The sequence below is a fragment of the Jejubacter calystegiae genome, assembly GCF_005671395.1.
GTDB classification, from domain to species: Bacteria; Pseudomonadota; Gammaproteobacteria; order Enterobacterales; family Enterobacteriaceae; genus Jejubacter; species Jejubacter calystegiae.
This window is the reverse complement of record NZ_CP040428.1, coordinates 4,403,473-4,424,948: the sequence shown is the minus strand read 5'-3', so window position 1 is coordinate 4,424,948 and position 21,476 is coordinate 4,403,473. Positions and strand designations below refer to the sequence as shown.

Below are 21,476 nucleotides of genomic sequence, written 5' to 3'. Positions count from 1 at the left end.
GTTAATACCGCTATCAGAATTTCTCGATGACAGTACGGCTGATAATTTCATCCTGAACTTCTTTGCACAGTTCGACGAAATAGGCGCTGTAACCGGCAACGCGAACAATCAGGTCGCGGTATTTCTCCGGCTCCTGCTGCGCCTTCTTCAGCACTTCGTTATCGACGTAACTGAACTGCATCTGGCCGTTGCCGAGAATGGAGGCGGTGCGCAGCAGCGTAATCAAGCCGTGGCGGCCTTCCGGGGTATCCAGCAACCCTTTGAGGAACTTAAAGTTATGTACCATGCCGATATTCATGGTTTCGACGTTCATCTTGCTGACCGACTTAATAATCGCCGTCGGCCCCTGCTTATCCGCGCCCTGAGTCGGGCTGATTCCGTCGGAGAGCGGCATCCACGCCAGGCGGCCATTCGGCGTGGCGTTGGTTAGCTCGCCAATCGGCGTGTTATTGGAAATAGACAGGGTGCCGTGGCTGAGGGTCGAGTAGAGCATCTTGTACTTCCGGCACTCTTTCTCGGTCCATTCGGTAATATCCAGCGCGTACTGGTCGACATAGTTATCGTCGTTACCGTATTTCGGCGCGTTCAGGCAGTCACGGCGCAGCGCTTCAAAACCTTCAAAGTTAGCCAGCAACGCATCGCGGATCTGCTCAAGGGTATATTTCTTATCCTGATACACCAGCTTGTGAATGGCGGCCATGGAGTCGACGTAGGTCGCGAGCCCGGAGAAAATGAGCCCCGGCCCGTGGTTGACCATCGCGCCACCGGCGGCGACATCTTTGCCGCTTTCCATGCAGCCCTCCACTAGCAGCGACATCAGCGGCTTCGGCGCAACGTCGCGATGAACGCGCTGGCTGATAACGGTGCCGATCGCCGACAGGCGCACGATATGGGCAATCTGTTTTTTCACCGCCGTGTCGAAATCTTCAAAGGTGCGCAGTTCGCACAGTTCGCCGGTGTCCAGCCCCTGATAGCTATCGAACAGCACCATACGACCGCGGTTCAGGACGAACTCGATCGCGATCGGCCACTGGGTGTAGCCCGTAGAGGTCCACTGATAGATACGTCCGGATTTTTGCGGTTCGACGCAGCCCATCAGGCAGTAGTCGCGCGCGTCTTCAAAATCAAATCCCTTACGCAGCATCATCTTGATATGGGAATCATCGAAGTGACAGGCCGGGAATCCCATACCGGCCTTGACAACGTCGACAATTTTTTCCATATATTTTTGCGGTGACTGGTTGTGGATGCGGCAGGCGAGTGAAGGCTGATAGACCTTCACAAAGCGCACGGCATCCATAATCAGATAGGTCAGGTCGTTACAGGCGTCGCCGCCGGTACGCTTCTGACCGCCAACGGTCAGGTTGATAAACGGTTGATAACCGGCGAAGTATTTCGCACCCAGTTCGCTCGACATCCACATCAGTTCGGCGCATTTAATGATGAACGCCTGCAGCAGTTCCAGTGCGGAATCGTGGGTCAGGCGGCCTTCGCGAATGTCGGCTTCGAACATCGGATAGCAGTACTGGTCTACGCGGCCCAGCGACAGGCCGGTCTGGTTCTCTTCGATTTCAAACAGCGATTCGACGGTCCAGATGCTCTGCAGCGCTTCCTGCAGGGTTTTCGGTGGATTGGCTGGCACGTTTTCGTTCACTTCCGCGATGGTCAGTAGCTCAGCGCGGCGCTGGGCGTTTTGCTCCATGGCGGCCAGTTCGCGGGCGCGGGCGGCGATGCGGCGGGCATAGTTAATCACCCCTTCGCAGGTTTCAATCGACGCTTTGTAGTAGTAGATGCGGTCGATATCTTCCGGGTTCTCCATGCTCAGGCTGGCAAGGTGCGCCTCGGCGTCGGCTTTAATGCCGTTCATCCCTTTGGTGAACAGCAGCACATCGTAGCCCGGGCAGGTGTCGCCGCCGCCGTTAATCTGGTGGTAGGAGAGGTCGCTGACGAAGGTTTCGCCGCTGAAAGCCCAGACGCCAGCTTCGCGGTATTGCGCTTCACAGATCTCATCCAGCGAACGGCCTTCCCAGAACGGCACGATCTCTTCGCGAATGGTCTTTTTATCTGCTTCGCTGATTTCAAACGGATCCTGCGGGCGGGTGCTCATGGTGTCGAGTTCGTCGCGTACCCAGCGCCAGGCGATATCCGGCGAGAAGGCGCCCGCGCGTGGCTTGCCGCACGGATGGCCAACGATCAGCTCGTCGTCCTGAATCAGAATTGGCGCGGTCTCGCAGGCGTGGCGAAAGGCTTTCGCCCGCAGCAGAATAGTCGGCATCCCCGGATTGGCTTTCACCACTTCGGTAAAGGCCAGCGCGCGATAGATAGAGACGCTCGGACGCACCGTCAGGTAGTGGTTACGCAGACGCTGCATGCGCGGCGTTAGGCCCTCCATCACCGGGGTGTCGGCGCTGGCGGCGAACGGTACGTGGCTGACCTGTTGTAGGCCGCTAAACAGACGCACCGGCAGATTCAGCGCGCTGAGGTTGCGCTGGGCGCTGATAAACATCTCAGAGAGTTCGTTGATCCCGGCGTTATTGAAGCTTGCGCCGTGCAGCATGGCGTCGAGCATCGGATAGCCGTCGACCGCACAGGCGGCGCGGACTTCGCTCAGCTCCGCCAGCTTGAACCACAGGCATTCGACGATTTCATACGCCTGCTGAGTATTCAGCGCGCCGCTACTGATATCGCGCTGGAAGTAAGGCAGCAGCGCTTTGTCCGCGCCTTCCGGGTTGACCGCGTAGCTACCGTTATCCAACTGTAGCGCCAGTTGAAACAGATAGAACGCCTGGCAGGCTTCCTTGAAATTACGCGCCGGATGGGCCGGAACGTGGTGCAGAATCGCCGCGCTTTCTAACAGTTCGGCTTTACGGTAGGTGTTGCTTTCCGCGGCGGCCAGCTGTTCGGCGCTGGTGGCCAGGTTTTGCGACAGCGCCAGCAGGGCGTCGCAGGCGTAGGCGGCGGCGCGGCAGCCGTTGATTTCATCCATGCCGCTGCGGCTGACCGCGCTGCCGAGCGCGCGGGTTTTCTCTTCTAACTGGTGCTTAATCGCCAGTACCCCTTTTTCGACTACCAGTTTGTAGTCCGGTGAATCCAGATCGCTGTTGAGGTTGAGGAACTGGAAAGTCGATGGGCGCTGGGTTGCGCTTTCGTCATGGAAAATCGTCCCATGCGGTTTACGGGTCTGGTTGCCGACAATCAGTTCGTCTGCGCTGATGGTCAGCGGCAACTGGCGCATCAATTCATAGAAACGGCGAGCCGGTTTGACGGCGGCGGGGAGCCCGGCGATATCGCTATCCAGCGCGCTGAGGATCGCGGCGTGTTCGCTGCACAGGGTGCCGTTTTGTGAGAGTAAACGGTCTGCCAGCACTTTGACGCGCGGCGTTAAGTTGTAGTGTGCCATGGGTAAGGTTCTCCAAATCTTGTTATCAGTTGCCCTGTACGGGATTACCGGACCAGGCCCGGCGATAAAGCTCGGTTAAGGCATTGGGGGCGGGCGCACGTGGGTTGGTTGGGGTACAGCTGTCGCGTAGCGCCTGGCCGACCATCTCCGGTAGCCGTCGTTCGAATTCAAATGGCTCAATGCCGGTGTCGCTGATGCAGACGGGCATATTCATTTCGTCTTTTAAGGCCTGAATGGCGGCCAGCAGGCTGGCGACGCCCTGGCGCGGCGTGCTGGCGGGCAGATCCAGCAGATGCGCCAGGCGGCTATATTTCTGTGCTGCGTGGGTGTCGCACTGGCCGTGGAAGTCGGCGTTCCACGCCACCGCTTCTGCCATCAGCAGGGCGTTGGCGCGGCCATGGGGCACGCGAAAAACGCCGCCAAGGGCATGAGCCAGGCTGTGGGTGATGCCCAGCGACGCGTTGGTGAAGGCCATACCTGCCATGCAGGAGGCGTTATGCATTTTTTCGCGCGCCTGCAGATCGCCGCCGCTGCGCCAGCAGGTCGGCAGATAGCGGAATACCTGCTGCACCACTTTTTCCGCCAGCGCGTCGGAAAAGTCGCTGGCGGCTCGGGAGACGTAGGCTTCAATGGCGTGGCAAAGTACATCCATGCCGGTGTCGGCGGTAATCGCTGGCGGCACTGAAGCCACCAGCGTTGGATCCAAAATGGCGATATCCGGCAGTAGAGAAGCATCCACCAGCACCAGTTTTTCCTCGTTGGCTTTCACCACCGAGAAGGCAGTGACTTCCGAACCGGTGCCGCTGGTGGTGGGGATGGCGACAAAGCTGGGGCGCGGACGGTGCGCCTGCGGGCAGGTTTGCGCCAGGGCGAAAATAACCGCTTTAGCCGCGTCGATAACCGAACCGCCGCCGAGCGCGATAACCAGGTCCGGGTAATGGTTATCCATTAGCTTCATACCGCGAACCACGGTGGCGATATCCGGATCCGCCTGCACATCGTCCCACACCTGCCAGGCGATACCGCGCTGACATAACAACTGGGTCACGCGCCCGGCAAGGCCAAATTTGACCATCGCTTTATCGGTCACCAGCAGTACGCTGCGGGCGGAAAGTTCGTTCAGCACCGAGAGGGCGTCCTGACCGAAACAAATCCGCGGTTTCAGTAAAAATTCACTCATTGGGCTAGTCACTCCTTAAGCGTCCCGAAACAGGTTCTCGACAATGGCAACCACCGACATGGCTTTGTAGCGATCCTTATTGAGTGCGAAATACTCTTCTGCCAACACGATGTCGTGCATACCTGCGCCGACGCTATCGACGGCAACCCAGGTGCGGTCTTTCATTGGCTGCTGCTTGTCATCTAATTGGGTGATCAGCAACAGGTTGCTGCCGCGTAGCTCATCGCATTTCTGCGTGGCGACGACGTGCCCGGTTACCTTTGCGAGAATCATGGTTTTATCGCCTTATATCACTGCGTTAATTGCCCAGACGTTTCAGTACCTGGCGGATAACGCGTTCCACGTTTTGTTCCGTGATGCCGCTCTCTTCGATGGCGGCGGAGGCCGTTGTGAAGCGGTCGTCCGCCGTCGCGCTGTGGGTAGGCGCCCCGCTGGAGACGGTGAAACGCACGTCATCGAGAATGCTACGCTGCGGGTTATCGGTCAGGGGGGCCGGGGTGAGCTGCGGATCCGGGCGGCTAACCGGTGCATGTAACTCCTCAAGAGTGCGTACGCCGTATCCGACTTTACGGATATTCAGCAGATTCATGGGGCCGACATTGTCGGAGCTGGAGCCGCCGCCGATGGCACCGCAGCCCAGGGTTAACGCAGGGGACAGATTAGTGGTTGCGCCGATTCCACCCAGTGCGGCAGGGGTGTTGATCAGAATGCGGTTAACCGGTTTTTCCAGACAGAACTGGCGGATCACATCCTGGTTGCGGGTATGGATAACCAAAGTGTGGCCCAGTCCTTCGTTGGCCAGTAACTCCATCACGCGCTGGCAGGCGGCCTTCCAGTCTTCTTCCACGTACAGGCCGAGTACCGGACACAGTTTTTCGCGGGAGTAGGGGTTTTTAAGCGAGACTGAGGTTTGCAGTGCAATGAGCACTTTGGTATCTGCCGGAACGCTGAATCCGGCCATCTGGCTCAGGTACAGCGCGGTTTTGCCAACGGCTTTCGGGTTGATGGCGCCGTTTGGCCGTAGCAGTAGCGCCGCCATTTTGGCCGCTTCGTGCTCGTTCATAAAGTACACGCCCTGGGATTCCAGCTCGCGGTGTACTTCGTCGTAGATGCAGCGTTCGACGATGATCGACTGCTCGGAAGCGCAGATCACCCCATTATCGAAGGTTTTACTGGCGACGATATCCTTCACCGCCTGGTGAATGTCGGCGCTGCGTTCGATAAATGCCGGACCGTTCCCCGGGCCACCGCTAATCGTGGGGGTGCCGGAAGCATAAGCCGCTCGCACCATGCCTTCTCCACCGGTCGCCAGAATCAGTGAGACGTCTTTGCTGTGCATCAGCTCAGAGGTCGCTTCCAGCGTCAGCTGGCTAATGGCGCCAATGCTGCCTGGCGGCGCACCCGCCGCTTCAGCCGCGCGTTTGACGATTTCAATCGCTTTCCAGCTACATTGACGCGCGCCCGGGTGCGGGGAGAAGATAATAGCGTTACCGGCTTTTAGGGCAATCAACGTCTTGTAGATAACGGTTGAGGTTGGGTTGGTTGAGGGAACCAGTGCACAGATCACGCCCAGCGGCACGCCCACATCCATCACTTTTTTTAGCGGATCGTCATGAATAATGCCGACGGTCTTGAGATCTTTGATGGTGTCGTAGACGCGCAGCGAGGCAAAACGGTTCTTCAGGACTTTATCCTGCCAGTTGCCAAAACCGGTTTCTTCCGCGGCCATTTTCGCCAGCGTTTCGGCGTGGTGAGCGGCTTCCTGGGCCACGTTTTTCACGATGGCGTCGATTTGCTGCTGCGAAAAGGTGGCCAGAATCGCCTGAGCCTTTTTGGCGTCGCGCACCTGTTCCCGGGCGTTCTGCCGGGAATGCAAATCGTTGTCCAGTTCAATCATGAGTCTATCCTTCATCAGACGAAAAGAGTGGGGACGGGGCGTGCCCTGTCAGGTCACGCCTTATGCTGCGCCGCGATTTTTTCAATGTCGTTGTGTGGCCGGGCAATCACGCGAGAGGTGATAACCTCGCCGATGCGTTTCGCCGCTTCTACGCCGGAATCTACCGCTGCGTTAACCGCACCGACATCGCCCTTCACCATGGCAGTGACCAGACCGGAGCCGACATTTTCATACCCGATTAGCTCAACGTTGGCGGCTTTGCACATGGCGTCTGCGGCCTCAATACAGGCCACCAGGCCTTTGGTTTCTATCAGACCAAGCGCTTCTTTCATCGTGTCTTCTCCCGTTATTCTGCGATTTTGTAATGCGCGACGATTTTGTTGATGTCGCTATGTGGGCGCGCAATGACCAGTGAAGTCACCACTTCACCGATGCGCTGTGCCGATTCCACGCCGGAATCCACTGCCGCTTTCACCGCGCCGACATCTCCTTTCACCATGGCAGTGACCAGCCCTGAACCGACGTTTTCGTACCCGATTAGCTCAACGTTGGCGGCCTTACACATCGCATCCGCCGCTTCAATGCAGGCCACCAGACCTTTGGTTTCAATCAGACCTAATGCATCACCCATTTGCGTTCTCCTGGCCCTCAGGCCTTGTGTTTTATGACGATTTTGTTGATGTCGTTATGCGGACGCGCAATCACTAACGATGTCACCACTTCGCCGATGCGCTGCGCCGATTCCACACCAGAATCCACCGCCGCTTTCACTGCGCCGACATCGCCTTTCACCATGGCGGTAACCAGACCGGAACCGACGTTTTCATACCCGATCAGTTCAACGTTGGCGGCTTTACACATTGCGTCCGCCGCTTCAATGCAGGCCACCAGGCCTTTGGTTTCGATAAGCCCTAATGCATCACCCATCGTGATCTCCTCCAGAACAGATTTTTGATTCGGGAAACCGTCCACGTGACGGCATTAATACGCGGAAGCGGCGTTCAGGATTCACTATAGGGGGTGGCTGAAGGAATTGAATTTAAATCCTGCGTATGTGTTATTTTTGGTTTTTAGTTTTGGTATTTACGCCTTTTCAGGCATTGGTTTATTGGTTTGCTCTGGTTTTTTGTCTTTTATTTGTGAATGAGATGGTGGCTGGAAAGGTTATTGAGTCTGCCTGGAGAGAATGTTAAAAAAAGGATAAATTGGGGGCGGAAGGGCGTTATTTAGCCGATTGATAAATGCGGAGTCGATCATATTTTGCGCCAGAACCGGGGAATGGGATTTCAGCGTGAAGGAGCAAAAAGGAAAATGGTCAATCGAGTTTGCTACCGGACTTCAATGTGCAGATATAGAGAGGTGAGTTAATGGAGCTGAGTAGAATCGCTTGCGGGTTAAGTTTCTGAGCGTTAAGGAACAGACCATCGTGACTGTCGGACATTTCGCGCATAAAGTAGTCGAAAATGACATTCGGCGACTCGTCAATGGAAGAGGCGCTGGATTCCCATTTGCTGATGTAGTAGTTGCGTTCGGAGCCGGAGATGAGTTTGCTGGTCCAGGTGAATTTTACGTAGCGCTGCAAATAGAGCCAGCCCGAGGCGGAGTCAGTATACCCTTCAACGACCATCGAACCTTTGCCGTTTTCGCCGAAATTGAAATGGACATTACCGTTTACATTTTCATATTCCATATTCTCAAAACGCATGATGGCTTTGGCTGAGCAACTCATCATCCCATTATTTTTTACAGAAAGGTGTCGCCAGGCGCTGAATCCGGCGGCGCTAATCAACACGGCAGTAGAGAGAACGAAAAACGAACGAGGAGCAAGTCTCATTACGGCTTCCACGAATAGTAAAAATAGTTATTGCAATAACTGAACGGGTTATTTTCATTCATTGCGCAATGCGCCATAAATACGCGGCCAAGACCGTTGGTTTCCAGCCGATCGAGGTAGTCGAAGATAAATCGTTCGCCTGGCTTACACTTCAGATTCAGGCGCTGGAGCACGGCATCGAAGTTTTTGACGTAGGTGGTTTCGGAAACGGAATGCAGCATGACATCACTGGCTAACAGCTCGCACTGGCTGTGGTGTATTGGAGTCAGGGCAACAGGGAGCAATGTACTACCGCTAACCATGCTAAGCAGCACCAGAAGCAGCGCGATGATTAGCATACCCGTGCCTGCAAGATACCAGCACAGACCGTGCGTTTGCGGCGTATCAATAGCCTCTGTTATTGCATGTTCGGGGGCCGGGGTCGGTTGCGGCGGTATTTCCAGAGCCGGGGCAGGAGCGGGAGCCGGCATCTGGATGTGGACATCCGGGTTTAGCTGAAGATGGCCGCGCGATACGCTGATAATGATGTTATCGATGCCGTAATGGCGAAAGGTTTTGCGCAGCATACTCAGATACTGATTGAGATTACTGTTCGATGAGGTTAGCCCGTTATCATCCCAGACTTTTTGTAGTACCTCATCGCGGCTGACGATGCTGGTATTATGCAGGAAAAAGCAGAGTAGCGCGCTGGCGGTGATTGAAAGCTGACTCCCCGGAGCGTCGCTATTCGCCAGGGTTAGCGTGCCATCCGTCGCGTCATAAATGAGCCGGGCATTGATGGTATAGCGCATCGCGACCTCAATCTAAATGCTGAACGTGGGAAGCGTCATCTTTGTCAGATCATTTACCAGCGATCGTCGATGGCTGACGCTCATCGTGCGCCCTTCGGTCAACTCCGATAGCCAGATGCCGTCCGCGCTGTAACGAACCAGGGTGCCGATATGGCTGTTGTCCAGCTCGTCGCCTTGCGCCAGATGATTCAATATCTAGTCGCGCCAGCACTGCCGTAGCACTGGTTCATCCGGCATCGCCAGCGACAGCACCATCAACTGGCGACTTTCATGCGTGTCGGTCAGATTGGGATCGGAAAGATAGCGTAAGTAGGCGCGCGTAAACCGACCATAAGCGATGTTATCGGCGGCCATTAACTCCACGATCGCCTGTTCCATTATCGCCAACAGACGGTGAAACAGAGCGAAAATCAGCGCCTGCTTATTGGGGAAATGGTGTAATAACCCCCCCTTGCTGACGCTGGCTTCACTCGCTACGGCGTTCAGCGAGAGTGCAGCAATGCCATCTCTTCCGGCAATCATCGCCGCCGCTTCCAGTAGCCGACGGTACAGACGGGTAGGATCTTTTTTTCGGTGTTGAGTTTCCCGGTTCATGGCCGAAAGCATACCGACCAGACGGTATGATTATTCTTGATCGCTATCAATGTGAAAGGGCGTGGCCAGGTCCGGAAATCCGTTATTGTGTGAAAGCTCACAATTCGTTGGGCAGGAGATGGGAAGCGGGTAAGGGGAAAAGCAGCCCCGGACAGGGGCTGAAAAAATCCCGGGAGCACCGGGCGAACACCACTCACAAGGTAAACAGGTTGCCGATATTAATTCAGCCCGGCCTGGCGGATGCACTGACCCTGCGCCAGGGCCTGGAAAATCTCATGGCGCAGGCTTTCCAGGCGCGCCTTATCCAGTTGTTGCTGACCCATTAACTGGGTGATAAACGCCAGAGTGGTAAAGTCCCGGGCGGCCCAGGAGGCCTGGCTCAGTTGGTTCAGGGTTTCGTCACGGCGCTGGAATTCGTCATGGAGTTGTTCGAACAGATGTTCAAGAGAGTCACAGGGTAGCGATTCTGGCGCAACGGTGCCGATAATTGGGTTGGCACCGGCCCGTTTCATATAATTGAAGACCTGCATCATTTGGGTGATGCACTCCTGGGCCTGGCTGCGCAAAAAGCAGGAAAGGCCATTCAGGCTCTGTTCTGCGCTCCAGCTGCTTAACCGCATATAGAGGTGAGAGGCGTGAAACTCGCGCTCTATCTGGGTGTTGAGTTTCTGGTGAATTCCAGCGACTGACATGTTTAATATCCTTATTTCCGTATTGCACCGTTTCATTGCTGGCCATCAGGACTGATATAGCGGTGTTCTGTCACCAGAACATGGGTCCATTTTCCTGGTGGGAATACTAGCGCTTAATTTTTGATAGGAAAAGTCTTATTGAGTAAATTTCTGTATGAAAGATGTGGCAAATACGGAATTGCAAATCGGCACAGGCCTGTAAGCTGCGTCATAGCTGGTTTGCAACAGGTTTATTATCTTTTGGTGGCCGAAGCGCCAGTCCATTTTTGAATTATTGGTAGCGCGATTCGCAATTAATGTTAATGGAGGGAGTGTTTCAGATTTACTGACGGGAAAATGACGAATTTCGTTTTTTATCAGGATGACGACAGGGTTATAACTGCACTGGATCAATTTTTCGTGAATAGTTTTTTTCTCATGGCGTGATATTTTTGCGGTATTGCAGCGGTGTGCTGTTCATCATCTTTTTAAAGCTGGTAATAAACCAGGTCACGTCGCTGAAGCCCACCGCTGCGGCAATAGCCTCTACCGGCAGCGCGGTGGTGCGCAGCAGTTCGCAGGCGCGCTTTATTCTTCGGCTGAGCAGATATTCATGCAGACTACCGCCGGTCTGCTGGCGAAACAGGCGCGAAGTATAGCTGCGCGACAGACCTATCTCTTGCGCCAGACGGTCCAGGCTGAACTTTTCGCTGTAGTGCCGTTCAACCCAGGCCATAATGCGCGCCGATACCGTCGGGTTGCGCGGCCGCCAGGCCTCCGGGCGCGGTGGCAAAAAGGTCATCATCTGCATGACCAGAAAGGCCACGTCGCTGGTGTGGTGCGATCCTTCGCGCTCCAGCGCGCCAAAGTCCCCCAGAATCTGCTCCACAAAGGCGCTGCGTTCATTCAGATCGCAAATCTGGGCCGGGGCCTCGCTGGAAGAGAGCAAAGAGAACTGATGCTGCTGGCGGGGAAAGTCGCGCATCGCGCCCAGCACTTCGCTCTGATCGATATGCATGGTGGTCCGGTGATAGGGGTTACTGGCGCTGGTATCCACCTGTACCTTGTGTAGCCTGAACGGCGGGAAGATAAACAGCCGCCCGGGCCGGGCGGTATAGTGCTGGTTATCCACCACCACAATACCGTAGCCTTTAGAAATCCACAGAATCTCCAGACACTGGTGCCAGTGATAATAGAGAGCGCTGGAATGGCGCATCCGGTTAAAAGAGATGGTCCGCTGATTAAGCAGAATATGTTCAAGAAGCTGAGTCTGTTCCATTTGTGCCGCCAGTGCAATAAAATTAAATTTTTCCGCTACCCTCTGCAATTTATCGCGCTTAACGATAAAAACGCCGCACTAAATTGAAATAATGGTTCATTTTTGTGAGCCGGGTAACACCCCCCTTTTCGAAAATGCCGATACTCTGCCCCAGCCCTGATGGCAGGCGCCGGCCATCATTCCATGAGTGATTCATCTTAATGACTGTCGCGTACGACGGGAGGGATCTGTGCATCCTGAAAATATGAATAGTGCCGGGTTGACGTTAAATAATCGCGAAGAGGTGAGTTGTCTGGCCAGAAGCTTACTGGCAGCGGCTGAGCCGTGGCTTGATAGCAACCGCGCCCGCCTCGACCTGGGAAATAGCTGCGCCCATTACGGGCACGATATTGGCGGCATCGAGGCGTTTTCCCGGCTGCTGTGGGGAATGGCGCCGCTACTGGCAGGGGGCGAGACGCCCGCCAGACTGATGGATTACATCGCCACCATCAAGGCCGGGGTCACGCCCGGGCATTCCGGCTATTGGGGTGATATCGGTCCCTTTGACCAGCGGGTGGTGGAGATGGCCGCCTTTGGTCTGCTGTTGGCTATCGCGCCGCAGCCGCTGCTGGCCCACTTTAGCGAAGTCGAACGCCAGCGGTTGTGGCGTTGGTTGAAGCAGAGCGAACAGGCGGAAATTCCCGACAACAACTGGCACTTCTTTCCGATTCTGGTTCAGGTCGGGTTTCGCGCAGCCGGGTTGCCCTTCGATATGACCGTGGTGGAGCGCCATTTCGCCAGTATGGAGGCTTACTGGCTGGGGGAAGGGTGGTACAGCGACGGTCCTGGGCGCCCGCGCGACTACTACATTGCCATGGGTTTTCACTTCTACGGCCTGCTCTACGCTCGACTGATGGCGGATATCGACCCTGAACGCTGTGCCCTGCTGCGTCAGCGCGCCACCCGTTTCGCCCGTGACTTTATTCACTTTTTCGATGAAGAGGGCGCTGCCATTCCGTTTGGCCGCAGCCTGACCTACCGCTTCGCGCAGGGCGCTTTCTGGAGCGCCTGCGCCTTTACCGGGCTGGAGCCCTTCGCGCCCGGCGTGATTAAAGGACTGGTGTTGCGCCATCTGCGCTGGTGGATGCGCCAGCCGATTTTCGATCGCGATGGCGTGCTGTCGGTGGGCTACTGCTACCCAAACCTGGTGATGGCCGAAGATTATAACGCGCCGGGCTCTCCTTACTGGGCGCTAAAAACCCTGCTGGTGCTGGCGCTTGAGGAATCACACCCCTTCTGGCAGGCGCCAGAGTTGCCGCTGCCGCCTTTAGCGGCGCAGCACAGCATTCCCCAGGCCGATCAGGTGCTGGTGCGCCAGGGACGCCATCTGTGGATGGCGACCGCCGGACAACTGGAGCTAAATAACTACGTCAACACCGAAGCCAAATACTGCAAATTTGCCTACTCCAGCCGTTTTGGCTTCACCCTGGAGCGCGGGCGCTTCGGGCTACCTCACGCCGCCGTCGACTCCATGATGCTGCTTAGCGAAGGGGACGCTTACTGGCGCGGTCGCCGCGACTGCGAGCGGGTCGAAACCTGGGATGGCATCATTTACAGCCGCTGGCGGCCGTGGCCAGAGGTGCAGATCGACAGCTGGCAGCTGGCGCTGGGCGAATGGCAGGTGCGGGTCCATCACCTCTTTAGCGATCGGCCGCTGGAAAGCGCGGAGGGCGGCTTTAGCCTGCCCGGCCAGCAGGTGAATACTCGCGTAGAACCGGGGGCTTGCTGGCTACACAGCGGAGAAAGCCGGAGCGGCATTCTGGATATCGGTACGCCAGCGCGCTGCGGTGAAGTGGTTATGACGCCGCCCAACAGCAATCTGATGTGGCCGGAGCGCTGCGCCATTCCGGTGCTGCGCGGCGAACTGTCAGCCGGTGAGCACCTGCTGTGCTGTGCGGTGTGGGCCGGGGATAGCGATGTTACCGGACAGGAGCCGCCCCGCCTGCAGCGGGAAGGGCAGCAAATTGTGATTTGTCACGGCGAGCGGCAAACCGCATTTCGGCTTGTCGCCACAGGGAGAACATTATGACGGCTTCATCAACACCGACCCGCAGCGCCCAGCTCAGAATGAGCAGCTTTATTTTTCTCTACTTCTTTACCTGGTCATCCAGCTTTGGGCTCTACGCGCTGTGGCTCAGCCAGAAAGTAGGGCTGGACAGCATGACCATCGGCAGCGTATTTGCGGTGAACGGCCTGTTCGCCGTCATCCTCAAGCCGGTTTATGGCTACATCATGGACAAAATCGGCATGAGCAAGTGGCTGCTCTATTTTGTCTGCATTATCTCGGCTCTGATGGCGCCGTTCTTTGTGTGGGTCTATCAACCGCTGCTGTTGAACCACACCACCATCGGCATGTTTGTCGGCGCCTTCTGGCTCAGCCTGGGCTGGTACGCCGGGGTGGCGGCGGCGGAATCCTACGCCGATCGCTTTAGTCGCCTGTATGGTCTGGAGTTCGGGCGTATCCGGATGTGGGGCTCGCTGGGCTGGGCGCTGGCGGCGTCATTTTCCGGCCTGCTGTTTAACCTGACGCCGCTGGCGAACTTCCTGCTGAGTAGCGCCACCTCGGTGTTGATGTTACTGATGCTGGTCAGTCTCAAGCTGGGAGACGATCTGCTGCGCGACAACGATGTGATCGCCAAAGACAAGATTATGCCCGGCGATGTGGTGGCGCTGTTGCGTAACCGCAAGTTCTGGATGTTCAGCCTTTACGTGGCGGGCGTCGCCTGGATGATGTTTGTGGCCGAACAGCAGTTTCCGCGCTATTTCGTCTCGTTCTTCGACACCCGGGAGCAGGGCAACGCCTGGTTCGGCTATCTCAGCACCGTTCAGTCCGGCACCGAATTTGTGATGATGATGTTTATTCCGCTACTGGTAAACCGCTATGGCGCCAAAGCCGGGCTGATTATCTGCGGCTGCGTGGTCGGGGCCAGGCTTATCGCCTGCGGTCTGACCGAAGATCCGCTGGTGATCTCCATTATCAAGCCGCTGTACGGTCTGGAGATCTCGCTGCTGCTGATCTCGGTGTTCAAATATATCGCCGCCCATTTCGACAAAAAAGTGAATGCCACCATGTATCTGCTGGGCTATCAGGCGATGATTTACGTCGGCTCGGTGGTGGTGGCGCCGCCGGCGGGTTATCTCTACGACCGCATTGGCTTCGAGCACACCTATCTGCTGATGGGCGCCTGTGCGCTGCTGTTTACCCTGGTTTCTGTCTTTACGCTTTCCGGAGAGCGGCGCGCGCCCGTGCGCCAGGCGCCCCCAGCGGTGGTGTCTACTCCCGGCCAACCTTCCCAATGAGGAGACGTTATGATCCGTTCTGTCGTTACCGAGCCCCTGCGCCCCGTTGAACTGCATCAGGTTGACAGACCCGCGCTGAAAACTTTGCTGGAAGACGCGCTGGCGCGCGCTACCCGCCAGTTCGATAGCAATCTGGCGGCCTTTGGCGATAAGTTTCCCGGCGAAGCCTGCCAGGACGGGCGCTGGCCGCGTACCGAAAATGTGGAGTGGACGACCAGTTTCTGGGTCGGGCAATTATGGCTGGCCTGGGAACTGACCGGTGAAGCGCGCTACCGCGCAGCGGCGGAGCGCTATCTGCCGTCGTTCTATCGCCGTATTGAACAGCGAATTGACACCGCCACGCACGATCTGGGCTTCCTCTATTCGCTCTCCTGCGTCAGCGCCTGGCAACTGACCGGCAACGAGGCGGCCCGCCAGGCGGCGCTGCAGGCGGCGGATGCGCTGATGGAGCGCTACAACCCGGTGGCGAAGATAATCCAGGCCTGGGGCGATCTGCGCGATCCCGAACAGCAGGGGCGGATGATTATCGACTGCAACATGAACCTGCCGCTGCTTTACTGGGCCAGCCAGCAGACCGGCGATGCCCGCTATCGGGAGGCGGCGCGAGCCCATGCGCAACAGGCGGCACGCTATGTGGTGCGACCGGACGCCTCGACGTATCACACGTACTACATGGACGTGAATAGCGGCGAGCCGCGCTTTGGCAACACCCATCAGGGATTCAGCGACAACTCCTGCTGGTCCCGGGGCCAGGCCTGGGGCATCTACGGTTTCCTGCTGAGCTGGAACCACACCGGCGAGCGCGACTACGTTGATCTGTCGCGTAGTCTGGCGCATTACTTCCTGAACCGGTTGCCGGAAGATGATGTCTGCCACTGGGACCTGGCGCTGCTCGGCACCGACGCCGTGCGCGATAGTTCCGCGGCGGCCATTGCGGTGTGCGGTCTGCTGGAGCTGGTAAAGGCGCTGCCTACGCTGGATCCGCTGCGTCCGGCCTACGAGGAGATGGCGCTGCGGATGATGGAATCCCTGACCCGGCACTATCTTTCCCGGGACGATGAAGCCTGTGAAGGGCTGCTTAAGCATTCGGTTTACCATATGTCGAGCGGCAAAGGGGTGGATGAATGCTGTAGCTGGGGGGACTATTTCTGGCTGGAGGCGCTGATTCGTCTGCGGCAGAGCTGGTACTCGTACTGGTAATTTTCCTTATTCCCCATTTGGGGGGAGAGCGCCATCGCAGTTTGCCATTCTCCCCCTTGTTTCATCGACAGGAAATATTATTGCAGTGGTGCTGTGTTCAGGCGGAATATGTCACGCTGGCGAAGGCTCCGTTCACTTTGAGTTTATTTTTTATATGTCAGTTTCGGAGCCAGTGAACGGACCAGGGCGACTGAGCCCCCCTGGCCCGTTCACCGGCTGTGAATCAACAGAGAAGCAGTCACGAAAAGTGAACGGAACAGCCCTCCGCATCATCATATTCTGCCGCTTTTCTTCTGAAACAAAGCATCAGGGCGATGTTTACTGCCGAAGAACCTGAACCCCCTCCCGATCAATAAAACCTCGCCTGGATCACGAAATAGCCCCTCGCTTTATGCCTGAACTCGCTGAATTTATGTACACAATCACTGAAATTCTGCGCTGTGATTTTGCTCTCCTCTGAATGACGCTTTTCCCGCTACAACTTATGGCTGCATCACAATCTCGCAACATCAGGGTTTTTATGCCGTAACCCGACTAACAATAACGACCTGAAAGTTGGATGGAGTTCATTATGCGTAAATTGACCAAAGCGCTGGCGGCCATTGGCCTGGCCGCCGTCATGTCACAGTCTGCCCTGGCCGAAAACCTCAAGCTGGGCTTCCTGGTGAAGCAGCCGGAAGAACCGTGGTTCCAGACCGAATGGCGTTTTGCCGACAAAGCAGGCAAAGATCTGGGCTTCGAGGTGATTAAGATCGCCGTGCCGGACGGGGAAAAGACGCTGAATGCCATCGACAGCCTGGCGGCCAATGGCGCGAAAGGCTTTGTGATCTGTACCCCGGATCCCAAGCTGGGCGCCGCCATCATGGCCCGGGCCCGCAGTTACGATATGAAAGTGATCGCCGTGGATGACCAGTTTGTCTCTGCCGGCGGCAAGCCGATGGAAAGCGTACCGCTGGTGATGATGGCGGCCACCAAAATCGGTGAGCGTCAGGGGCAGGAGCTGTACAAAGAGATGCAAAAACGCGGCTGGGATGTGAAACAGACCGGCGTCATGGCGATTACCGCCAACGAGCTGGATACCGCGCGCCGCCGCACTACCGGCTCCATGGACGCGCTGAAAGCGGCAGGCTTCCCGGCGGATCAAATCTATCAGGTGCCCACCAAATCCAATGATATTCCCGGCGCGCTGGATGCCGGAAACTCGCTACTGGTTCAGCATCCTCAGGTAAAACACTGGCTGGTCATCGGCATGAACGATAGCACGGTACTGGGGGGCATTCGCGCCACCGAAGGCCAGGGCTTTAAGGCGGCGGATGTGATCGGTATTGGTATCAACGGCGTGGATGCGGTAAGCGAACTGTCGAAGTCGAAGCCCACCGGGTTCTACGGTTCGCTGCTGCCTAGCCCGGACGTTCACGGCTATAAAACCAGCGAAATGCTCTACAACTGGGTCACCAAAGATGCCGAGCCGCCGAAGTTTACCGAGGTGTCCGACGTGGTGCTGATCACCCGCGACAACTTCAAAGAGGAGCTGGCGAAGAAAGGGCTGGCGGCCACGAAGTAAGGGCTGAGGAGTAATGATGATACAGCAACAACCCGGCCTCGCGTTTCGCGGTATCGGAAAAGTGTTTCCCGGCGTGACCGCCCTGAGCGATATCAGCTTTGAGTGTCATGCCGGGCAGGTCCATGCCCTGATGGGGGAAAACGGCGCCGGAAAATCGACGCTGCTCAAGATTCTGAGCGGCAACTATCAACCCGAAAGCGGCACTCTGGTCATTGGCGGGGAAGAGCGGCGCTTTGACCGACCCGCCGCCGCGCTGGAGGCGGGTATCGCCATTATCTACCAGGAGCTGCACCTGGTGCCGGAAATGACGGTGGCGGAAAACATCAGCCTGGGGCAACTGCCCCAGCGCGGGGGGCTGGTGAACAACCGGCGTCTGAACGATGAGGCCAGACGCCAGTTAACCCGGCTGGGGATGGATATCGATCCCCGTACCCCGCTGAAATACCTGTCGCTGGGCCAGTGGCAAATGGTGGAAATAGCCCGGGCGCTGGCGCGAGATGCCCGGATTATCGCCTTCGATGAACCCACCAGTTCGCTGTCGGCCAGGGAGATCGAACAGCTGTTCCGGGTTATCCGTGAGCTGCGTGACGAAGGGCGGGTGATTATTTACGTCTCACACCGCATGGAGGAGATCTTCGCCCTGAGCGATGCCATCACGGTGTTTAAGGATGGCCGCTATATACGTACCTTTACCGATATGCAGGAGGTCGATCACGACCGACTGGTACAGGCCATGGTGGGGCGCGAGATTGCCGATATCTACGGCTGGCATCCGCGCGACCACGGCGACGAACGGCTGCGGCTGGAAGGTATCAAGGCACCCGGCGTGCGCGGGCCGGTGAGTCTGTCGGTGCGGGGCGGTGAAATCGTCGGCCTGTTCGGGCTGGTGGGGGCCGGGCGCAGCGAACTGATGAAGGGGCTGTTTGGCGCCACCCGCCTCCAGGAAGGGCAAATCTGGATCGATGGCGAGCCGGTTAACCTGCGCGATCCCGGCGCTGCGATTCGCGCTGGCATGATGCTGTGCCCGGAAGACCGCAAGGCCGACGGCATTATCGCGGTGCACTCGGTACAGGAGAATATCAATATCAGCGCCCGACGGCGTCATATCAACGCGGGCTGCCTTATCGATAACCGCTGGGAAGCGCAGAACGCCCGGCATCATATTCAGTCGCTCAATATTCGCACGCCGGGGGCGCATCAACTGGTGATGAACCTGTCAGGCGGCAACCAGCAGAAAGCGATACTGGGCCGCTGGCTGTCGGAAAGTATGAAGGTGATCCTGCTGGATGAGCCGACCCGCGGCATTGACGTTGGAGCGAAGCATGAGATCTACAACGTCATCTACGCGCTGGCGGAGCAGGGGGTGGCGGTGCTGTTCGCCTCCAGCGATCTGCCGGAAGTGCTGGGGCTGGCCGATCGCATTGTGGTGATGTGCGAAGGGCAGGTTACCGGGGAGTGTTTACATGGTCAGGCCGACGAGCAGCAGGTGCTGGCTCTGGCGATGCCGAAATCTGGCCGCGCCGCGTAAAGGGGGAAATTCGATGTCACTATTAACCACATCTGGCGCTTCCGGGTCGTCATTTTCACCGGGCCGTATCTGGGAACAGTACGGCATGCTGGTGGTCTTTGCGCTGCTGTTTCTGGCCTGCGCTATCTTTGTGCCCAACTTCGCCACCTTCGTGAATATGAAAGGGCTGGGGCTTGCGGTATCTCTTTCCGGGATGGTGGCCTGCGGCATGCTGTTCTGCCTGGCTTCCGGCGATTTCGATCTGTCGGTAGCGTCGGTGATCGCCTGTGCCGGGGTCACGACCGCCGTGGTCATCAATATGACCGAAAGTCTGTGGATTGGGGTGCTGGCCGGGCTGGCACTGGGAGCGGTGAGCGGGTTGATTAATGGCCTGGTGATCGCCTGGCTTAAGATCAACGCGCTTATCGCCACCCTTGCCATGATGCAGATCGTGCGCGGGCTGGCCTATATCATTTCCGACGGTAAAGCGGTGGGCGTTGAGGACGAGCGCTTCTTTACCCTGGGCTATGCCAACTGGCTGGGGCTGCCTGCGCCTATCTGGCTGACCGCAGGCTGTATGGTCATCTTCGGTTTTCTGCTTAACAAGACCACCTTTGGCCGTAATACCCTGGCGATTGGCGGTAATGAAGAGGCGGCGCGGCTTTCCGGAGTACCGGTGGTGCGTACCCGTATCATTATCTTTGTGCTTTCTGGTCTGGTATCGGCGGCGGCGGGCATTATTCTTGCTTCGCGTATGACCAGCGGCCAGCCGATGACCTCCATTGGCTTCGAGCTGATTGTCATCTCCGCCTGCGTGCTGGGCGGGGTGTCGCTGAAAGGGGGCGTGGGCAAGATCTCCTGGGTGATCGCCGGGGTGCTGATTCTGGGCACCGTGGAGAACGCCATGAACCTGCTGAACATTTCGCCGTTTTCGCAGTACGTGGTGCGCGGTCTGATTCTGCTGCTGGCGGTGATCTTCGACCGCTATAAGCAGAAGCTCAGAAGTCAGGCCTGATCGTTCAATCTGGCGCCAGTGTTACCGTCAACACTGGCGCTAAAAGCTGCTACTATGGGTGAATCTTTCCCCTGCGGGCAGTCACTGAATGACCGGAAAAGCGCCGAAAGCGGCCACCATCAAAGATATCGCCAGGCTGGCTGGCGTCACCAACATTACCGTGTCACGCACCTTTACCGCCCCGGAGAAGGTGCGCCCGGAAACCCGGGAGCGCATTCTGGCGGCGGCGCGTCAGCTCAACTACGTGCCCAACGCTTTTGCCCGCAGCATTAAGTCCAGCCGCAGCCGGATTATCGGTGTGGTCACTGACGATACCTTCAACATGGTCTATGCCCATATCATCAAGGCGTTGTGTCGGCTGGCGGATGCCCGCGGCTATTCGGTGATGATCTTTACCACCAACGGCAACCGCCAGACCGAAGCCCGGGCGCTGAGTACTCTGGTCAGCTACAAGGCGGCGGGGATTGTGCTGTCGGTGGTGGAGGATTCCGAGCGCTACGACACCAGTCATATCGACGTGGTACTCAATTCGGGTACCCCGCTGATTCAGTTGGATCGCCAGTTCGACAGTCGGCTCCCGGCGGTGTTTCTGAACAACAGCCGTGCCGGCGAGCTGGTGGCCGAGGCGGTGAACCGCAAGGGGTATCGCAATATTCTGGTGGTGGGCGGCAATGAGCATTCGCACATTACCCAGCACCGCATTGCCGGGATCCGCAGCGGTCTGGGTCCGGAGGTGAACGTCCGCTACTTCTACAGCGACTACCGCTACGAAAACGCCAAAGCGATGCTGCAATCCTGGTTTTCCACGGTCAACGAGCACTACGACTGCATCGTTGGGCTGAATGGTATGATCACCCTGGCGGCGGTGCACGTGGCGCTGCGCTGGGATTTTCAGGACCTGGGATTTATCTCTATCGACGAAGTGCCCTGCGCCGAGGACTACCGGGTGCTCATTCCCCATATCTGGCACGACAATAACCAGTGGGCGAAGCTGGTTTCCGAAAATATGTTTGCCGCGATTGAACGTCAGCCGTTCGAGGCCCGGGTCATGATTAATGGCTTTCTGAAAAACGTCTGAAAAATCAACTTATTGTTCCCTTTCTCTCTTAGCGCGTCACAGAGTGTGTTAATAAATTGTGACGCACTTCGGGGTTTCATGTTTTCGTGCATTCGAGATGTTGACGTTATCTTCACCTGTGCTTAAC

The 21,476-nt window shown here is 57.1% G+C and carries 18 protein-coding genes and 1 pseudogene; 7 read left to right on the top strand and 12 right to left on the bottom strand.

What is annotated here, in order from left to right:
* Window positions 1-13: 13 nt before the first annotated feature.
* The 12 genes and pseudogenes from cutC to FEM41_RS20625 form a co-directional block, all read right to left on the bottom strand.
* Entirely contained in the window at window positions 14-3,400 is a 3,387-nt protein-coding gene (gene cutC, locus FEM41_RS20680; RefSeq protein WP_138098053.1) for a choline trimethylamine-lyase, read from the bottom strand.
* Between the two features lie 25 nt (window positions 3,401-3,425).
* Window positions 3,426-4,580: a 1-propanol dehydrogenase PduQ gene (locus FEM41_RS20675; protein ID WP_138098052.1), complete on the bottom strand. Its 1,155-nt coding sequence runs from the start codon at window positions 4,578-4,580 to the stop codon at window positions 3,426-3,428.
* Window positions 4,581-4,595: 15 nt separating this feature from the next.
* Complete coding sequence (locus tag FEM41_RS20670) at window positions 4,596-4,853, bottom strand: EutN/CcmL family microcompartment protein (protein WP_138098051.1); 258 nt, start codon at window positions 4,851-4,853, stop codon at window positions 4,596-4,598.
* Between the two features lie 25 nt (window positions 4,854-4,878).
* Window positions 4,879-6,477 carry an acetaldehyde dehydrogenase (acetylating) gene (locus tag FEM41_RS20665; RefSeq protein WP_138098050.1) on the bottom strand — a complete coding sequence of 533 codons (1,599 nt, stop codon included), beginning with the start codon at window positions 6,475-6,477 and terminating at the stop codon, window positions 4,879-4,881.
* Between the two features lie 53 nt (window positions 6,478-6,530).
* Window positions 6,531-6,809, bottom strand: coding sequence for a BMC domain-containing protein (locus FEM41_RS20660; protein ID WP_138098049.1), 279 nt, complete (start codon window positions 6,807-6,809; stop codon window positions 6,531-6,533).
* Between the two features lie 14 nt (window positions 6,810-6,823).
* Entirely contained in the window at window positions 6,824-7,108 is a 285-nt protein-coding gene (locus FEM41_RS20655) for a BMC domain-containing protein (protein ID WP_138098048.1), read from the bottom strand.
* Window positions 7,109-7,125: 17 nt separating this feature from the next.
* Window positions 7,126-7,404, bottom strand: a complete 279-nt coding sequence (locus FEM41_RS20650) for a BMC domain-containing protein (protein ID WP_001540796.1) — start codon at window positions 7,402-7,404, stop codon at window positions 7,126-7,128.
* A 388-nt stretch (window positions 7,405-7,792) separates the two neighbouring features.
* Complete coding sequence (locus tag FEM41_RS20645; RefSeq protein ID WP_138098047.1) at window positions 7,793-8,311, bottom strand: FidL-like protein; 519 nt, start codon at window positions 8,309-8,311, stop codon at window positions 7,793-7,795.
* Window positions 8,311-9,102 (bottom strand): winged helix-turn-helix domain-containing protein, encoded by a 792-nt coding sequence (locus FEM41_RS20640; RefSeq protein WP_138098046.1) that lies wholly within the window; start codon window positions 9,100-9,102, stop codon window positions 8,311-8,313. Before FEM41_RS20640 ends, FEM41_RS20645 begins: the two co-directional genes overlap by 1 nt.
* A gap of 12 nt (window positions 9,103-9,114) precedes the next feature.
* Window positions 9,115-9,708 (bottom strand): annotated as a pseudogene (locus FEM41_RS20635) (TetR/AcrR family transcriptional regulator).
* 206 nt (window positions 9,709-9,914) lie between these two features.
* Window positions 9,915-10,388, bottom strand: a complete 474-nt coding sequence (locus tag FEM41_RS20630; RefSeq protein WP_168198837.1) for a ferritin-like domain-containing protein — start codon at window positions 10,386-10,388, stop codon at window positions 9,915-9,917.
* 415 nt (window positions 10,389-10,803) lie between these two features.
* Window positions 10,804-11,646, bottom strand: coding sequence for a helix-turn-helix domain-containing protein (locus tag FEM41_RS20625; protein WP_138098044.1), 843 nt, complete (start codon window positions 11,644-11,646; stop codon window positions 10,804-10,806).
* Between the two features lie 229 nt (window positions 11,647-11,875).
* Here FEM41_RS20625 and FEM41_RS20620 point away from each other — a divergent pair, with 229 nt between their 5' ends.
* The 7 genes from FEM41_RS20620 (at window position 11,876) to FEM41_RS20590 (ending at window position 21,349) form a co-directional block, all read left to right on the top strand.
* Window positions 11,876-13,714: a DUF2264 domain-containing protein gene (locus FEM41_RS20620; protein ID WP_196240467.1), complete on the top strand. Its 1,839-nt coding sequence runs from the start codon at window positions 11,876-11,878 to the stop codon at window positions 13,712-13,714.
* Window positions 13,711-14,985, top strand: coding sequence for an oligosaccharide MFS transporter (locus FEM41_RS20615; protein ID WP_138098043.1), 1,275 nt, complete (start codon window positions 13,711-13,713; stop codon window positions 14,983-14,985). Before FEM41_RS20620 ends, FEM41_RS20615 begins: the two co-directional genes overlap by 4 nt.
* A gap of 9 nt (window positions 14,986-14,994) precedes the next feature.
* Window positions 14,995-16,185 (top strand): glycoside hydrolase family 88 protein, encoded by a 1,191-nt coding sequence (locus tag FEM41_RS20610; RefSeq protein WP_138098042.1) that lies wholly within the window; start codon window positions 14,995-14,997, stop codon window positions 16,183-16,185.
* A gap of 571 nt (window positions 16,186-16,756) precedes the next feature.
* Window positions 16,757-17,749, top strand: a complete 993-nt coding sequence (locus tag FEM41_RS20605; RefSeq protein WP_138098041.1) for an arabinose ABC transporter substrate-binding protein — start codon at window positions 16,757-16,759, stop codon at window positions 17,747-17,749.
* A 16-nt stretch (window positions 17,750-17,765) separates the two neighbouring features.
* Entirely contained in the window at window positions 17,766-19,277 is a 1,512-nt protein-coding gene (gene araG, locus FEM41_RS20600; protein ID WP_138099279.1) for an L-arabinose ABC transporter ATP-binding protein AraG, read from the top strand.
* 13 nt (window positions 19,278-19,290) lie between these two features.
* Window positions 19,291-20,271, top strand: a complete 981-nt coding sequence (araH, locus tag FEM41_RS20595) for an L-arabinose ABC transporter permease AraH (RefSeq protein ID WP_138098040.1) — start codon at window positions 19,291-19,293, stop codon at window positions 20,269-20,271.
* 88 nt (window positions 20,272-20,359) lie between these two features.
* Window positions 20,360-21,349 (top strand): LacI family DNA-binding transcriptional regulator, encoded by a 990-nt coding sequence (locus FEM41_RS20590; protein ID WP_138098039.1) that lies wholly within the window; start codon window positions 20,360-20,362, stop codon window positions 21,347-21,349.
* Window positions 21,350-21,476: the final 127 nt, after the last annotated feature.

Coding starts and splice junctions, on each gene's coding strand:
- FEM41_RS20665 (WP_138098050.1), bottom strand. CDS start 6,477: ATGATTGAACTGGACAACGATTTGCATTCCCGGCAGAACGCCCGGGAA.
- FEM41_RS20625 (WP_138098044.1), bottom strand. CDS start 11,646: ATGGAACAGACTCAGCTTCTTGAACATATTCTGCTTAATCAGCGGACC.
- FEM41_RS20675 (WP_138098052.1), bottom strand. CDS start 4,580: ATGAGTGAATTTTTACTGAAACCGCGGATTTGTTTCGGTCAGGACGCC.
- FEM41_RS20605 (WP_138098041.1), top strand. CDS start 16,757: ATGCGTAAATTGACCAAAGCGCTGGCGGCCATTGGCCTGGCCGCCGTC.
- FEM41_RS20650 (WP_001540796.1), bottom strand. CDS start 7,404: ATGGGTGATGCATTAGGGCTTATCGAAACCAAAGGCCTGGTGGCCTGC.
- araG (WP_138099279.1), top strand. CDS start 17,766: ATGATACAGCAACAACCCGGCCTCGCGTTTCGCGGTATCGGAAAAGTG.
- FEM41_RS20645 (WP_138098047.1), bottom strand. CDS start 8,311: ATGAGACTTGCTCCTCGTTCGTTTTTCGTTCTCTCTACTGCCGTGTTG.
- FEM41_RS20640 (WP_138098046.1), bottom strand. CDS start 9,102: ATGCGCTATACCATCAATGCCCGGCTCATTTATGACGCGACGGATGGC.
- FEM41_RS20655 (WP_138098048.1), bottom strand. CDS start 7,108: ATGGGTGATGCATTAGGTCTGATTGAAACCAAAGGTCTGGTGGCCTGC.
- FEM41_RS20615 (WP_138098043.1), top strand. CDS start 13,711: ATGACGGCTTCATCAACACCGACCCGCAGCGCCCAGCTCAGAATGAGC.
- FEM41_RS20610 (WP_138098042.1), top strand. CDS start 14,995: ATGATCCGTTCTGTCGTTACCGAGCCCCTGCGCCCCGTTGAACTGCAT.
- FEM41_RS20670 (WP_138098051.1), bottom strand. CDS start 4,853: ATGATTCTCGCAAAGGTAACCGGGCACGTCGTCGCCACGCAGAAATGC.
- araH (WP_138098040.1), top strand. CDS start 19,291: ATGTCACTATTAACCACATCTGGCGCTTCCGGGTCGTCATTTTCACCG.
- cutC (WP_138098053.1), bottom strand. CDS start 3,400: ATGGCACACTACAACTTAACGCCGCGCGTCAAAGTGCTGGCAGACCGT.
- FEM41_RS20590 (WP_138098039.1), top strand. CDS start 20,360: ATGACCGGAAAAGCGCCGAAAGCGGCCACCATCAAAGATATCGCCAGG.
- FEM41_RS20630 (WP_168198837.1), bottom strand. CDS start 10,388: ATGTCAGTCGCTGGAATTCACCAGAAACTCAACACCCAGATAGAGCGC.
- FEM41_RS20660 (WP_138098049.1), bottom strand. CDS start 6,809: ATGAAAGAAGCGCTTGGTCTGATAGAAACCAAAGGCCTGGTGGCCTGT.